The sequence below is a fragment of the Corynebacterium tuberculostearicum genome, from assembly GCF_013408445.1.
GTDB lineage: Bacteria > Actinomycetota > Actinomycetes > Mycobacteriales > Mycobacteriaceae > Corynebacterium > Corynebacterium tuberculostearicum.
On record NZ_JACBZL010000001.1, the window covers coordinates 1,684,550 to 1,698,583 of the forward strand.

Annotated in this window: 13 protein-coding genes; 5 read left to right on the forward strand and 8 right to left on the reverse strand. The window is 61.4% G+C overall.

Annotation, left to right across the window (positions count from 1 at the left end):
- Window positions 1-114 precede the first annotated feature (114 nt).
- Window positions 115-2,961, forward strand: coding sequence for a leucine--tRNA ligase (gene leuS / locus BJ985_RS07810; protein ID WP_179387126.1), 2,847 nt, complete (start codon window positions 115-117; stop codon window positions 2,959-2,961).
- Here the strand turns inward: leuS and BJ985_RS07815 are convergent, their stop codons facing one another.
- Window positions 2,962-3,603, reverse strand: coding sequence for a hypothetical protein (locus tag BJ985_RS07815; protein ID WP_236587128.1), 642 nt, complete (start codon window positions 3,601-3,603; stop codon window positions 2,962-2,964).
- Between the two features lie 333 nt (window positions 3,604-3,936).
- Here BJ985_RS07815 and BJ985_RS07820 point away from each other — a divergent pair, with 333 nt between their 5' ends.
- Complete coding sequence (locus tag BJ985_RS07820; RefSeq protein WP_179387128.1) at window positions 3,937-4,395, forward strand: MarR family winged helix-turn-helix transcriptional regulator; 459 nt, start codon at window positions 3,937-3,939, stop codon at window positions 4,393-4,395.
- 78 nt (window positions 4,396-4,473) lie between these two features.
- Here the strand turns inward: BJ985_RS07820 and BJ985_RS07825 are convergent, their stop codons facing one another.
- Window positions 4,474-5,448 (reverse strand): MDR family oxidoreductase, encoded by a 975-nt coding sequence (locus BJ985_RS07825; protein WP_179387129.1) that lies wholly within the window; start codon window positions 5,446-5,448, stop codon window positions 4,474-4,476.
- A gap of 84 nt (window positions 5,449-5,532) precedes the next feature.
- Here BJ985_RS07825 and BJ985_RS07830 point away from each other — a divergent pair, with 84 nt between their 5' ends.
- Complete coding sequence (locus tag BJ985_RS07830; RefSeq protein ID WP_236587129.1) at window positions 5,533-6,117, forward strand: VanZ family protein; 585 nt, start codon at window positions 5,533-5,535, stop codon at window positions 6,115-6,117.
- A gap of 150 nt (window positions 6,118-6,267) precedes the next feature.
- Here the strand turns inward: BJ985_RS07830 and BJ985_RS07835 are convergent, their stop codons facing one another.
- The 4 genes from BJ985_RS07835 to BJ985_RS07850 all read right to left on the reverse strand — a co-directional run bounded on the left by BJ985_RS07835 (window position 6,268) and on the right by BJ985_RS07850 (window position 9,787).
- Entirely contained in the window at window positions 6,268-7,020 is a 753-nt protein-coding gene (locus BJ985_RS07835) for a DUF364 domain-containing protein (RefSeq protein ID WP_179387131.1), read from the reverse strand.
- An 82-nt stretch (window positions 7,021-7,102) separates the two neighbouring features.
- Complete coding sequence (locus BJ985_RS07840; RefSeq protein ID WP_179387132.1) at window positions 7,103-8,077, reverse strand: NAD(P)-binding domain-containing protein; 975 nt, start codon at window positions 8,075-8,077, stop codon at window positions 7,103-7,105.
- Window positions 8,077-8,694: a response regulator gene (locus BJ985_RS07845; protein WP_005326954.1), complete on the reverse strand. Its 618-nt coding sequence runs from the start codon at window positions 8,692-8,694 to the stop codon at window positions 8,077-8,079. Before BJ985_RS07845 ends, BJ985_RS07840 begins: the two co-directional genes overlap by 1 nt.
- Entirely contained in the window at window positions 8,687-9,787 is a 1,101-nt protein-coding gene (locus BJ985_RS07850) for a sensor histidine kinase (RefSeq protein ID WP_218840874.1), read from the reverse strand. The genes BJ985_RS07845 and BJ985_RS07850 overlap by 8 nt, the downstream gene beginning before the upstream one ends.
- Window positions 9,788-9,940: 153 nt before the next feature.
- Between BJ985_RS07850 and BJ985_RS07855 the strand changes: the two genes are divergently transcribed.
- A complete protein-coding gene (locus BJ985_RS07855; RefSeq protein WP_179387133.1) occupies window positions 9,941-10,924 on the forward strand; it encodes an ABC transporter permease in 984 nt (327 codons plus the stop codon).
- A gap of 1 nt (window position 10,925) precedes the next feature.
- Window positions 10,926-11,567 (forward strand): ABC transporter ATP-binding protein, encoded by a 642-nt coding sequence (locus BJ985_RS07860; RefSeq protein ID WP_179387134.1) that lies wholly within the window; start codon window positions 10,926-10,928, stop codon window positions 11,565-11,567.
- Between the two features lie 6 nt (window positions 11,568-11,573).
- Here BJ985_RS07860 and BJ985_RS07865 read toward each other — a convergent pair whose 3' ends face one another.
- On the reverse strand, window positions 11,574-13,151 hold the full coding sequence (locus tag BJ985_RS07865) for a bifunctional ADP-dependent NAD(P)H-hydrate dehydratase/NAD(P)H-hydrate epimerase (protein WP_179387135.1): 1,578 nt from the start codon (window positions 13,149-13,151) through the stop codon (window positions 11,574-11,576).
- An 18-nt stretch (window positions 13,152-13,169) separates the two neighbouring features.
- Window positions 13,170-13,985: an Fpg/Nei family DNA glycosylase gene (locus tag BJ985_RS07870; RefSeq protein ID WP_179387136.1), complete on the reverse strand. Its 816-nt coding sequence runs from the start codon at window positions 13,983-13,985 to the stop codon at window positions 13,170-13,172.
- Window positions 13,986-14,034: the final 49 nt, after the last annotated feature.

A 14,034-nucleotide genomic window follows, 5' to 3' on the forward strand; every position in this document is an offset into this window, starting at 1 on the left:
GACGCGAAAACCGGGGGCGATTACGGCGGGGATTTTGGGTGTGCGTGCCCTGCGGAACGCGGAAAGCGTAGTGAACTACCCCGCTCCGGGATGCGGCTATTACACTGTGTGATTATGACTACCCAGAGCGATTCCACTTCGTACCGCTATACCCCGGAGCTGGCGAACCAGATCGAGAAGACCTGGCAGCAGTACTGGAAAGACAATGGCACCTTTAATGCCCCGAACCCGGTCGGCGAGCTCGCCACCGATGCGGGCGAGTTGCCTAAGGAAAAGCTCAATGTGCAGGATATGTTCCCCTACCCTTCCGGTGCGGGCCTGCACGTGGGACACCCACTGGGATATATCGCTACCGATACGTACGCCCGCTATAACCGAATGCTGGGCAAGAACGTGCTGCACACCTTGGGCTACGACGCCTTCGGCCTGCCGGCCGAGCAGTACGCCATTCAGACCGGTACCCACCCGCGCACCACCACCGAGGCGAATATTGAAAACATGCGCCGTCAGCTGGGTATGTTGGGCTTGGGTCACGATCCGCGCCGCTCGGTAGAATCGACCGATCCGGAGTTCTTCAAGTGGACGCAGTGGATCTTCCTGCAAATTTATAACTCTTGGTTTGATGAGGAACAGCAGAAGGCGCGCCCGATTGCAGAGCTCATCAAGGAACTAGAGGCCAATAAGCGCACCACCAAGGACGGCCGCTACTACGAGGACCTCACCGAAGAGGAAAAGGCCGCGGCTATCGATGAATTCCGCTTGGTCTACCTGTCTAATTCCACGGTGAATTGGTGCCCAGGCTTGGGTACTGTGCTGGCAAACGAGGAGGTCACCGCTGAGGGTAAGTCCGAGCGCGGAAATTTCCCGGTCTTCCGCAAGAACCTCTCGCAGTGGATGATGCGCATTACCGCCTACTCCGATCGCTTGCTGGATGACCTGGAGCTTTTGGATTGGCCGGACAAGGTGAAGTCCATGCAGCGCAATTGGATCGGCCGTTCCCGCGGCGCAGAGGTTTCCTTCCCTGCCGAGGGCTACGAGATCGAGGTCTTTACCACCCGCCCGGATACCCTCTTCGGTGCCGAGTACGTGGTGCTGGCGCCAGAGCATGAGCTTGTCGACGCCCTCCTCTCCCCCATCCCTTATGACGATGACGTGGATGAGCGTTGGACCTATGGCCACGATGATCCGAAGGAGGCCGTGGAGTCCTACCGCACCGATATTGCCGCCAAGTCCGACTTGGAGCGCCAGGAGAACAAGGAAAAGACCGGCGTCTTCCTGGGTACTTATGCCACCAACCCGGTCTCTGGCAAGAAGGTCCCGATCTTCATCGCAGACTACGTCCTGACCGGCTACGGCACCGGCGCCATCATGGCAGTTCCGGCGCACGACACCCGTGACTACGAGTTTGCCCGGGCCTTCGGCCTACCTATTACGGAGGTTGTCTCTGGCGGAAACGTGGAGGAAGAAGCCTGGACCGAGGACGGCGCGCTGGTTAATTCCTCCAACGACAAGGGCCTGGATCTCAACGGCCTGAACAAGGCTGAGGCCATTGCCACGGCCATCGAATGGCTGGAAAAGGACGGCTCCGGCCGCGAAAAGGTGCAGTACAAGCTGCGCGATTGGCTCTTCGCCCGCCAGCGTTACTGGGGCGAGCCCTTCCCCATCGTCTATGACAAGGACGGTTTTGCCCACGCCCTGCCGGAATCCATGTTGCCGGTAGAGCTGCCAGAGGTAGAAGATTATAAGCCCGTTTCCTTTGATCCAGAGGACAAGGACTCCGAGCCACAACCACCGCTGGCAAAGGTGCGCGATTGGGTAGAGGTCGAGCTGGATCTGGGCGACGGCCCACAGACCTATTTCCGCGATACCAACGTTATGCCGCAGTGGGCGGGTTCTTCCTGGTACCAGCTGCGCTATATCGATCCCCGCAATGATGAGGCATTCTGCGATATCGAGAACGAGCGCTACTGGACCGGCCCGCGTCCGGAGCAGCATGGCCCGCAGGACCCGGGCGGCGTGGACCTCTACGTCGGCGGCGTCGAGCACGCGGTGCTGCACCTGCTCTACTCCCGCTTCTGGCATAAGGTGCTCTTTGACCTGGGCTTTGTTAGCTCCCAAGAGCCTTACCGCCGCCTGTACAACCAGGGTTATATCCAGGCCTATGCCTACACGGATTCCCGCGGCGTGTACGTGCCGGCCGCTGAAGTAGAGGAAAAGGACGGCAAGTTCTACTACAACGGCGAAGAGGTCAATCAGGAGTACGGCAAGATGGGTAAGTCCCTGAAGAATGCCGTTGCTCCGGACGATATTTGCCGCGACTTCGGTGCCGATACCCTGCGCGTTTACGAGATGTCCATGGGTCCGCTGGATACGTCTCGCCCGTGGGCTACCAAGGACGTCGTAGGCTCCCAGCGCTTCTTGCAGCGCCTGTGGCGCCTAGCCGTCAACGAGGACACCGGCGAGCTGGCCACTACCGACGCCGCCCTGAGCGAGAATGACCTCAAGCAGCTCCACCGCACCATCGCAGGCGTGCGCGATGATTACGAGAACCTGCGGCTCAATACCGTGGTGGCCAAGCTCATCGAGTACGTCAACTACCTGACCAAGACCTACCGCACCGAGGCCCCGCGCGACGCCGTGGAGCCGATCGCACAGTTGGTCTCCCCCATCGCCCCGCATATCGCGGAAGAACTGTGGCAGCGCTTCGGCCATGACGAGACCATCACCTACCAGCCCTTCCCCACTTTTGAGGAAAAGTACCTGGTAGACGATGAAATCGAGGTGCCGGTTCAGATCAATGGCAAGGTCAAGGCCCGGATCAACGTGGCCGCTGATGCGGACCAGGATGCGGTCTTTGACGCTGCCCTGGCCGACGCAAAGATCGCCGATCTGACCAGCGGAAAAAACGTGGTGAAGAAAATCTACGTTCCGGGCCGCATGGTCAACCTCGTGGTCAAGTAGTTACCCTTCCCAAAATTCCGTGGCGCACAGCGCAATGCCGTGCGTCCGGATCCCCTGGCCGACCTCAAGCTTCTCGTTCACAATGAGCGGGAGGCCGTCGAGGTCGCATACCCAAAACTCCCCCATGCCCAGCTCATTGCTGTGCTTGGCGACGCCCCCGATAGTCCCCGCCACCTCTACCTGCGGGTTGAGCATGCTGGGCTTGAAGTTCCGGTAGAAGCGCTCGGTAGCGGGTGAAGTCAAGGAAAACTCTTCCGGCTCCCCTACCTCGTATTTCAATGCCACAACCGCCGGCCGCACCTGTTCCTGGAGCTTCTCTCCGCCGACCGGGTTGCCCGCCGGCAGGGCAAAGGGCGCATCCGCCAGCGCCGCGAACCGTAAATCCCCCGTTTCCACAATGCCGATATAGGGCGTTGCGCGATATATCGTCCCCGGTGCCTCTTCCCCACCCCGGTACGAAGGAACCGCGGCCCACTCCCCCTCGTACTCCATGGCTGTAACCGCCATGCCGGACGGGTCGGCGTGGAATAGCACTCGATCAAATCCGGGCGCCTCCCACATGTCGTGGTCGGTAGGCAGCTCCGCAATGAGTTCTTCCATATCCGCGAAGTCGAAACCGCACGTGCTAAATAGCTTATCCATGCTTGCCATTCTAAACGCTGTGGTCTCCTCTGCCGGAGCGGTCATTGCGTTCGCAGCCGCATTCTTGCCGCGGGTAGTCGCTTCACTATTTAATTTTCCGGTCAAGAACATATCTACTCAAACAATGGTGAGTTTCAGCAGATAGGTATTCAAAAGGAAAATTAAAGTGCTTTTGGTGGAAAAGGTATTGGTTTGTGAAATTGTTGTTCTCGTAGACCCACATCTCTGTGCAGTAGTGGGAGTTGGTGTATCAACTCCCGGCAGGGCAATGAGTTGCTAGATCAACTGTGCAGTATAGACTGGTGAAAGAAGGAGAACCAAAGGAGGAATGCGATGCGCGTGGAGCAGAGCGCGGCGTGGGGCGATTTTGTTGCCATGCAGGAAGCGCTTCACGCGCGGCTTTCTGGGGAGCTGCAGAGTGGCTCTAGATTGAGCGAGGCAGACTACGCGGTTTTGGCCGTGCTGAATCGTCGGCGCCAAACTTCTACACGCCCGCATGAATTGGCAGACGAGCTCCGGTGGGAGAAGTCGCGGCTGCATCGGCAGTTAGTGCGCATGGAGTCCCGAAAATTGGTTTCCAGGCGCGAGGCGCCGGAGTTAGGAACCCGTGCAGTTGAAGTCACTGTGACGGAAAAGGGAAGTACCGCTTTCAACGCCGCGATCGCGCGACATACCGCCGCAGTCGAGGAAATCGTAGTGGGCACCCTTAGCGACGAAGACCTACAAACCTTGGGCAGGATTTCCCGCACGTTGCTACGCGGGGTAGTTAAAGAGGGGACGTCGGAAGGCTAGCGCTCGGCTGGTAAACCGTGCATACAAAAAGGCACCCGCCAAGAGGGCGGGTGCCGCGAAAGATTGTCTAGGAGTGGCCTAGGAAATCTTGAGGACGGTGCGTCCGTGGTGGGTGCCCTCGAGGAGGGACTTGGATTCCTCGACAACGTCCGACAGAGGAATGGTATTGGTCAGGGACTTGAGGATGGACAAGTCCAGCTTGCGCGCGAGCAGCTGCCATGCGTTCTGGCGGTAGTGCAGCGGGGCGTCGACAGAGTTAACGCCGGCCAGGTGTACGTTGCGCAGAATGAAAGGCAAGACGGTGGTGGGCAGGTCTGGGCCGGCGGCCATACCGGTGGAAGCGACGGTGCCGCCCCACACGGTGCGGGCCAATACATTGGCTAGGACGTGGGAGCCGGAGGTGTCGACGGCACCGGCATAGCTAGCCTTTTGTAGTGGCTTTCCGGCCTCGGCGAACTCGGCGCGGTCCACAATGGTGTGGGCGCCAAGCTCGTGGAGGTACTGGGAGTAGTCATCCGGGCGGCCGGTCATCGCGTGAACCTCGTAGCCGGCATTGGAAAGGAGGTTTACGGCGATGGAGCCCACGCCACCGGTGGCGCCGGTGACCAGGACCGGACCATCGGGCAGCCCGCGCAGAGAATTAACACACAGTGCGGCAGTGTAGCCCGCGGTGCCAACGGCGGCCGCCTGCTCTGCGGTGAAGTCCGCGGGCAGGGCGACGGTTGCTTGGGAGTTGACGCGCTGCTTCGGGGTGTAGCCGCCGTGGCGGAATTCGCCGAGTCCATCGCCGAAGGAAGCTACCAAGGTGCCAACTGGGAGGCGCTCGACGCTGGATTCGGAAACCGTGCCGACCACGTCGATGCCCGGAACCAGCGGGCTGGTGCGCATGACGCCGCGGTCACCTGCGATAGCCATGGCGTCCTTGTAGTTCAGGGAAGAATAAGAAACATCAACGGTAAGGTCGCCCTCGCCGAGGAACTCTCCCTCTTCGAAGGAGGTCGTAACGGACTTATCTTCGTTGCGAGTTACTAGTAGCGTGCTCATGCTCACCATCGTACGTTAAATGTGATGCAGAGATTTAACAGCGAATCTCACGGGGATTTCTCAGACTCGCTTGTTAACTTAAACAACATGACGATGACCACGACATCCACCCGCATCTCGCGCCAGGTTGGGGCGCCGGGCGTGCCCGCCCGACCCACCCTGTGGCGCAGTGCCGGTGTGGCCTGCGTGGTCGTTTTGATGGCTATCGCCGTAGCTACGGTGGGCAAGCCATTTATTGATATCCCCGGCGTGATCGATGCCAGTGCGCATGCTCGCCGCAGCCTCGATCTGCAAATGTTCAATGGCTTTAATAACCCTCACCCGTGGTGGGGTCCGTGGACCAATACCTTTGGCAATATCGCGCTGTTTATGCCGCTCGGTGCGTGCCTGGTAGTAATGGGGCAGAATTCGCGGCGCGTCCGCTTCGGCCGCGGTGGAACCATCCTTCTGGCGATGGCGCTCAGCCTGGGTATCGAAATTACCCAATACGTATTCTCGTTGGGATTTAGCGACGTCGACGACCTCGTTTTCAACACCCTCGGTGCGTCTGTGGGCGCATTCCTAGTAAGCCGCAGCAGCGCAAAGGTGCAGCTGCGGACTGTACGCGTCATTGGGTGGCTTGCGGCATTGAGCTTGGGTGTATTACTGCTTGCCGTTATGGCCGGGGTAGTTCTCTAGAAACTAGGCCTCGAGCGGTGGGCCTTAGGCTGGTTGGCGTTGCGGGCTATGCGCAACGTAATTCTCGTTCCCTATGTGCGGGAGAAAACCATCGACGAACTAGCAGAAAATCTATGCAGCGGCCTGCGAGGCGCTTTTGGAGGCGCGGCCTTAGGCGGATAATTCCACTCGGTGGCCCCATTCAAACATGGTGATGCCTGCATCGGTGCCACTTAAGCCCTCGAACATAGCCAGGGGAGAGGTGGGAACCATTCCGGTGACCTGCGATACGCCGTAGTCTTCCAGCAGTACCGGGGCTAAGGGAGTTGATGGGCCCAGGACGACATTGAAGGACTCGCGAGAGAGCTCGAGCAGGCGGGGCGCGGTCTTGTTGACAAAGGCGGAGCCGGTAATGAAGACATAATCGCACTCGGGCAGGATGTATTCGGCGGCGGAATCGGGGTAGTCGCCCTCATTGAGCGAGCGCTCCAGCATATAAAAATCCGCAGCCTGGTTGAGTGCTTTAGGTGCAAAAGGGAAGTGGCCGATTACCGCTACCTTCTTCCCGGCGACGGCGTTGCGGAAGGGATCGAAGAAGTGGGGCCAGGGGGCGTCGGCAAGCGCAAAGCCATGCTCGTCGGCCACGGAAGGTGTGGCGTAGTAGGAATTTAGCGCGGCCATGCCGAAGGACGCCTCCGAGAAATTCCAGCTCTTGGCCAGCTGGGCGATGGCGCGTAAAGGAACGCCGGAGTACTCGGCGCGCATCTGGGCCGGGCGGGAGGTTGCGGACATGGTCATGGCCATGCCGCAGCTAGGGCTTTCGGTGTATACCCTGGTCCACCGCGGGCCTTGGGCGGCGCGGGAGACCACTATGTCACGGGGAATGGCATCGATGAGGTCATCGTAGAGATCCCAGGCAGACATGTATAAACCAGCTTTCCCAAATTGTGTCGCACTCTCTGCGTGAAGGCAGTGTAGTCGAATTAGCTGGGACTAACCTATAGCTTTAGTCACATATATTCGCTACATCGTTCGCGGTCTGCTTGGCAAAGGGGCTTACCCCGGTAATGGTTGCGGAGCCGGGGCCGGTCCACGTGCCGTAACCCACGAGGAAGAGGCCGTCGACGGTGGGGGAGGTGCCATCAAGGAGCCTGCGGATGGGCCGGAGGGCAGGCCGGAAACCGGTGCACCATATGAGGTGGTCTGCGGTGACTTCTTCAAGCGAAGAAAACATGGGGGTGGCCTGCAAAAGCCCTGAATTCCGCGCGCGTAGGACTGGTGGGACCATCACAATATCGCCCAGGTTGGAATCCGCGCCGGGGTCTGGCTCGCCGCGCAGCATGGCGTTGAGGCGGGCGCGATTGCGCTGAAAGAGTACGCGGCCGTCAACATCATCGGGCATCCACCGCGGGGAGTTGCGGGTATACCAGGTGGTCTCCACTCCGGAAAGCAGGAGCTCGGCCGCGATCTGGGCACCGGAATTGGCCGCGCCTACGACCGCCACGCTGGACCCGATAAAGTCCTCCGGGCCCGGGTAGAAAGCCGAATGCCATTGCTGTCCGCCAAAGTCGCCGGGGTAGTAGGGGATAAAGGGCGCAGACCACGTGCCCGTGGCAGCTACGACCGTGCGCGCGGTCAGATGCTCCGTACCGGCAAAGACGTGGAAGCACGCGCCATCATGGGTCACCTCATCCACTTTGACTGGCCGGCGAATGGGCAGTTCATAGCGCTGCTCGTAGCGCGCAAAATAGTCGATGACGTGGCTGGCCGGCGGAAAGCCCTCGTGGTGGGGCATGGGCCATCCCGGCAGGTTAGAGGAGGCGGAATTGCTAAAGAGCGTCAGCGAAGGCCAGGTGTGGCGCCAGGCCGCGCCGGGGCCGGGTTCAGCGTCCAGAATGACAAAATCCAGCCCCTTCTTGCGCAGGTAGTAGCCCACCGCAAGACCCGCCTGACCGGCGCCAATGACTATGCAGTCCAGCATTAAATGAGCTTCCTCTCCCGCGCCACGGTCACCGCGGCGGTGCGAGTTTCCACGCCCAGCTTCTGAAAAATGTGAATGAGGTGGGTCTTGACCGTGGCCTCAGAGATGAAGAGCTGCTTGGCTAGCTCCTTATTGGAGGAACCACTGGAAAGCGCCCGAAGAATTTCTAGCTCGCGGGCGGACAGCGATTCTTGTGGCCGGCCCACACGTTGGGCGAGGAGATCCACCACTTCCGGCGCCAAGGTGCGGCGGTGCGCGGCGGTATTGAGCACGGCCTCGTGCAGCGCCTGCTCAGGGGAGTCCTTGAGCAGGTAGCCCATTGCGCCGGCCTCCACGGCGGCAAGGATATCGGCCTGGGTGTCATAGGTGGTGAGGATGAGTACCGGTGGGCCGCCGGCCTCCACTACCCGTTTGGTGGCCGCGATGCCATCCATGTCAGGCATCTGGATATCGCAGACCACGGCGTCTACCTGCGGGGCATCCGCAGTAAAAAGCTTATCCACATCTGCGCCGGTAGAGCCCTCCATGACAACCTCGACATCGGAGAAGGCATTGAGGATGGCGCGCAGGCCGGCGCGAACCACGGGGTGATCATCAATCAGCATGACATTAACCATTGCTTTTCTCCTTCAGCGGGATACGGACGGCCAGGGCGGTGCCTTCGCCGGATTCCAGGCTCATGGTGCCGCCTACGCCCTCCACGCGGCCGCGGAGGCCGCTGAGCCCAAAGCCATTGTCCCTGCCGCTGGGGCGAGGGGAGGCGGATAGTCCGCGTCCATTATCAACGACGTCCAGGGTAACCGCATCCTCGAAAAGCCCGAGCGTGACCACCGCGCGCGAGGCGTGGGCATGTTTGATGACGTTATTCAGGCCCTCTTGCGCGGCGCGCACGATGACCTCTTTGATGCGTCCGGGCACCTTGCCGCTGCCGGAGACCACCAGCTCAAAGGTGGGGCCTTCCCCTAAGGCCTTGACCCGGCTGCGCATCTGGGACAGTAGGGAAGTGAGCTGGGTTTCCAGCCGCTCATCGGGGCCGGCGAGCTCGCGGACGAAGCGGCGTGCCTCAGCCAGGTTTTCGCTCGCGACATCCTCAATGACCGCCAGCTGCTCCTCTTTGGTCGCTGGATCATCGGTGCCGCGGGCCGCGCGGGAGAGCAGCAAGATAGAGCTGAGGCCTTGCGCGACGGTGTCATGGATCTCCCGGGAGAGGCGCTCGCGCTCCTCTAGCCGGCCGGCTTGGTGCTCGCTGGCGGCCAGTTCGGCTTGGGTTTCGCGCAGCTGCTTGGCGATGTCCCTGTGGTGCGCCGCTTCTGCCTGCAGGCGCCGCTGGATGAAAAAGACCGTGGCTGCAAAGGCGGTACCGATAAGCGGTCCCACGGCCGCAGCGATGGACCAGCTCGCGGGGTGCATCCAGGCGGGAATGAATGCCGCTGCTGTCCACAGTATGGCGATGGAGACCAACCCAGGCACGGTGGGCAAAGCACGCAGAAAGACAAAAATGAGCGGGAATTCCAGCCACATGAAATCCTGCGCATGCACCATCAGGCCCAGCCACAGGAGGCATAGCCCACCCAGCCATAACCATGTGGGCAGCCAACGCTGTGCGGCATACACCACGGCGAGGGCGATGGCTAAGCCGATTACCCGGGCATCGAGCCGGCCATCCACATAGGCGCGCGCCACGCCGAAGACCAGCAGAAACGCGAACATGGCGTGCAGGCCATAGACCCATAATTTTTGTCCTTTAAACACAACCACCCAGGATATCCGCGCACCGGTGGACCGTGAATCAACCACTTGGTTGACTCGAGGTTCAGCGAGCTGGCCGATTACTTCTGACCTGCACAAAGGGAATATAGAACTATGTTCCTAGCAATCAGAGAAATCACCACAGCGCGCGGCCGCTTCGCGCTCATCGGCGGCACGGTTGCGCTCATTACCCTTCTGCTCGTGATGCTCTCCGGCCTCACGGAGGGCCTGTCCAAGCAAAATACTTCCGCGTTGGAGTCCCTGGAAAAGGAATACCCATATATTTCCTTTTCCACTGAGGACCCTTCCTTTAGCGAATCCGAGATGCACGCCGGCGATGTCGCCAGCGATGGCATTCCCTTCGGTGCGGCCCAGACCAAGCTGGAGGGCCACGGCGGCGTTGCTGTCCTCAGCCTGCCGGCCGGCACTCAGGTTCCGGGTAGCGATAAGACCATCCCGGAGCAGGGTGTGCTCCTGCCAGAGTCCATCGACGCGGCCGGTACCGTCACCCTAGGCGGCGCCGACTTTTCGGTGGAGGGCACCGTCCCAGAGACCATGTACTCCCACTCCGAGGTGGTGTGGGCTTCCACCGAGTCCTGGCAGCAGATTAGCCACGCTCCGCAAGACGTTATCGGCACCGCAGCGCTGTATAAGTACGAGGTTCCAGGCTCCGTGAAGGTGTCCACGTCCTTTTCCGGCCTAGCGGCCTATCAGTCTGAGCGCGGCTCGCTGCTTACCATGCAGGGCTTCTTGTACGGCATCTCCGCGCTGGTCACCGTCGCTTTCTTGACCGTATGGACCATCCAGCGCACCCGCGACCTGTCCATCCTGCGCGCGCTCGGCGCCACCGTGCGCTATCTCCTGCGCGATGCCCTGGCGCAAGCGGCCATCATTTTGGCCGCCGGCACCATTGCGGGTGCCGTCGTTGGGTGGGTGCTCGGCGCGCTTGCTTCCGGCACCGTGCCCTTCGATGTTTCCCTGCGCACCATCGCCGTTCCCGCGGTTGGCATCTGGGCCCTCGGCATGGCCGGCGCCCTTATTGCTACCCGCCGCGTAGCTAAAGCCAACCCACTCGATGCCCTTGGAGGAAATGCTTAACATGTCCACCATTCTTGATATCCGCAACGCCACCGTGACCTACCAGGACGGTGAGACTACGACCACCGCGCTTGCCGACGCCTCCCTCATCGCCGAATCCACTACCCTTACCGCCATCGTGGGTGAGTCCGGGTCCGGCAAGTCCACGTTGCTGTCCGTAGCCGCAGGCCTCATCACCCCAGACTCCGGATCCGTGCACGTGGACGGTACCCGCTCCATCATCTTCCAGCAGGCCAACCTGCTGTCTTCGCTCAATGTGCGCGACCAGTTGGTGATCATGGACCATATCGCTGGCCGCAAGCTGCGCCCACAGCGCGCTGATGAGCTATTGGAGTTTGTTGGCCTAGCGGGGATGGGAAACCGCCGCATGGGTCAGTTATCCGGTGGCCAGCGCCAGCGCGTCAATATCGCCCGAGCGCTCATGGAGCAGCCGGACCTGCTCTTGGCCGATGAGCCCACCTCCGCGCTCGATTCCCACCTCTCGCAAGAAATCATCCGCCTCTTGCGCGATGTCACCCAGGAGATGAACACCGCCACCGTGCTGGTGACCCACGACCGCTCCCTGCTGAACTTCGCTGACCGCGTGGTGGAGGTCAAGGATGGCCACGTCTCTGAGCAGGAGAAGGTTTCTGCGCTCAGCTAGCCTCAGCTAGCGCTGCATGAGGAGTAGCCGTGCGATTGCCTGCGGCACGGATGCGGCAATCTGGGAGGCGGAGCAAATCCCAAAGCCGTCCGGGGTGTGGGCGGCAATGGCCGCCGCGTGTTGGTGGATGGCTGCCGCGTGCAGGATTTCCATAATTATCGCCTCCACATCCGCCTCGGCGGCATCCAGTTGCGCGAGCGTCGCTCCGAGGATGCCAGAGAGCACGTCACCAGAACCGGCGGTGGCCGCGTAGGAATGCCCTGCGTTCATGCCATAAATCTTCTGGCCTGGGGCCGTGACCGTGGTGATCCGGCCCTTGTGCAGGATGAAGCAGTCGAGGGCATCGGAAAGCTCTCGCAGGCGCACCCCGAGCCCCTCCGAAAGATCAAGTTCGCGGCCGAGAGTTGCCGCGTAGAGCCGCGCAAACTCCCCGGCATGCGGGGTCAGGACGGCGCAGGGATGATCGCGCACGAGTTCGCGTAGATCGCCGTCGGTCGAGAGCACGGTCAGCGCATCGGCGTCGATAATGGTGGGCAGCCCGCGTTCTAGCACGGCGCGCAATTCCGCGGCCGCCTCCGGTCCGGTGCCTCGCCCAGGGCCTACGACCCAGGCTTGGGCGTGGACTTTTTCTTGGGCACTGGCATGAGGCACTACCTCCGGCAGGCTCGTGACCACGGAGTCATTGCCCACGACGCGAACCATGGACGGCGTGGCGCGCACCGCTCCCGTGGCGGCGAGGATGCCCGCGCCGGGATAGGCGCTGCTGCCAGCACAGACCGCGGTCACCCCGCCGGTGTACTTGGTGTTTGTCGCCCCCGGAGTCGGATCCAGAATCGGCCCCGTGCAGCCCACCGGCTTCGGGGCGGTGACCAGGCCTTGTTCTCCCGAAAGCACCGGCTCAGTCGGCCACTGGTAGGGCAAGGTAATAGTGGGTTCGTTGGCGATATAGCCCACCGGTTCAGCGGTGGCGGACAGCTCTTCTGCGAAGGAGCGTGGGGCGCCGGGTAGGCGCAGATCGCAGAGCACCACCGCGCCGCATTCCGGGGCAAAGATATGTCCGGCACGAGCCCAGCCAAAGCTAATGGTCACGTCTGCCTCTACGGCATCGGCTGCGGCCACGCCGGTATCGGCGTTAATGCCCGAAGGAATGTCCACCGCTAATACCGGCACCCCACGCTCCTTGGCCTCGGTATAGGCCCTCAATGGGGCACCGGAAAGGCCGCGGGTGGAGGCGAGGCCGGCGACGGCGTCGATAAGCAGATCGGCGTCTCCTAGGCCGTGCGCACTGGTTCCGCCGGCCGCGGCAAATGCCTTCATCGCGGGTTCGTGGGCGCTATCCGCTGCAAGGATGGCCTCCACGGAGTAGCCCTCTTCTGCCAGGAAAGCGCCAGCATAGAGTCCATCGCCGCCGTTGCCGCCTGGCCCGGCAAGGATAGTTACGTGCCGATAAGAGTCGAGCATGCTCGTGGCCGTGGCCGCCACGCCTCGTGCGGCCAAGCGCATGAGCTCATCGTCAAAGTTCTGCTGGGCGAGAAGGGAATGCTCCGCCGCGCGGACGGCGGCAACGCTATAGGCATGTCGCATGCCCGCCAGGATAGGCCTTTAAGGTGCCGGTTGGCAGGTAGGGCACCAAAATAGGTTGCGTCCCTCCATGACCTTTTCTGCCACCGGTGTGCCGCAGATATAGCAAGGTAGGCCGGCGCGGCGGTAGACGTAGACTTCGCCGCCGTGGTCGTCCTTGCGCGGTTCGCGGCCCATGGCCTCGGGGGAATGTTCGGGCCGCACGGTATCGATGCGGCCGTGCTCCACCCCGTACTCCATCAGATCCACCAAGTCCGCCCACGTGGCGTCAAAGGTTTCACGGGAAACATCTCGGCCCGGCAGGAAAGGGGAGAGGCCGTGGCGAAAGAGGGTCTCCGCCCGGTAAATATTGCCCACGCCGGCATAAAGGTGCTGATCCATCATGAGGGAGCCGATGCTGCGCCGCGATTTATGCACTTTGGCCCAGAGCGCCTCCACATCGGCATCCGCGCGCAGCGGATCTTGGCCCACCTTGGTTAGCTGTGCGCGGTACTCCTCTTCGGTGAGCAGGCGGCAAAACTGCGGTCCGCGCAGGTTAGCGGCCTCGGCGCCATTATCGATGCGCACTCGGATCTGTCCCCCGGCTTCCTCGCGGGGCTCGAAGCGCAGCTTGCCAATCAGGCCTAGGTGAATATAGAGGATATGGCGCGGATCCTCGGCGCTAAAGTGCACGAAAAGGTGCTTGCCGTAGGTCTCTGCGAGCTCAATGCGCTCGCCATCGAGAAGCTCTGCCTCCGCCGCGAAGCGGCCCTGCGGGCTGGTCACGTGCAGTGGCATGCCGCGATAATCGGCGTTGAATTTATTAGCTAGGCGGTGGATGACGTGACCTTCAGGCATGAAATCCAGTTTAATCGGGAAGAATTTTCGGCCAAACCGGGCGCTAACC

Coding starts and splice junctions, on each gene's coding strand:
- leuS (WP_179387126.1), top strand. CDS start 115: ATGACTACCCAGAGCGATTCCACTTCGTACCGCTATACCCCGGAGCTG.
- BJ985_RS07825 (WP_179387129.1), bottom strand. CDS start 5,448: ATGGTGAGCATGAGCACGCTACTAGTAACTCGCAACGAAGATAAGTCC.
- BJ985_RS07865 (WP_179387135.1), bottom strand. CDS start 13,151: ATGCGACATGCCTATAGCGTTGCCGCCGTCCGCGCGGCGGAGCATTCC.
- BJ985_RS07860 (WP_179387134.1), top strand. CDS start 10,926: ATGTCCACCATTCTTGATATCCGCAACGCCACCGTGACCTACCAGGAC.
- BJ985_RS07815 (WP_236587128.1), bottom strand. CDS start 3,603: ATGGATAAGCTATTTAGCACGTGCGGTTTCGACTTCGCGGATATGGAA.
- BJ985_RS07850 (WP_218840874.1), bottom strand. CDS start 9,787: ATGTTCGCGTTTCTGCTGGTCTTCGGCGTGGCGCGCGCCTATGTGGAT.
- BJ985_RS07840 (WP_179387132.1), bottom strand. CDS start 8,077: ATGCTGGACTGCATAGTCATTGGCGCCGGTCAGGCGGGTCTTGCGGTG.
- BJ985_RS07870 (WP_179387136.1), bottom strand. CDS start 13,985: ATGCCTGAAGGTCACGTCATCCACCGCCTAGCTAATAAATTCAACGCC.
- BJ985_RS07845 (WP_005326954.1), bottom strand. CDS start 8,694: ATGGTTAATGTCATGCTGATTGATGATCACCCCGTGGTTCGCGCCGGC.
- BJ985_RS07855 (WP_179387133.1), top strand. CDS start 9,941: ATGTTCCTAGCAATCAGAGAAATCACCACAGCGCGCGGCCGCTTCGCG.
- BJ985_RS07820 (WP_179387128.1), top strand. CDS start 3,937: ATGCGCGTGGAGCAGAGCGCGGCGTGGGGCGATTTTGTTGCCATGCAG.
- BJ985_RS07835 (WP_179387131.1), bottom strand. CDS start 7,020: ATGTCTGCCTGGGATCTCTACGATGACCTCATCGATGCCATTCCCCGT.
- BJ985_RS07830 (WP_236587129.1), top strand. CDS start 5,533: ATGACCACGACATCCACCCGCATCTCGCGCCAGGTTGGGGCGCCGGGC.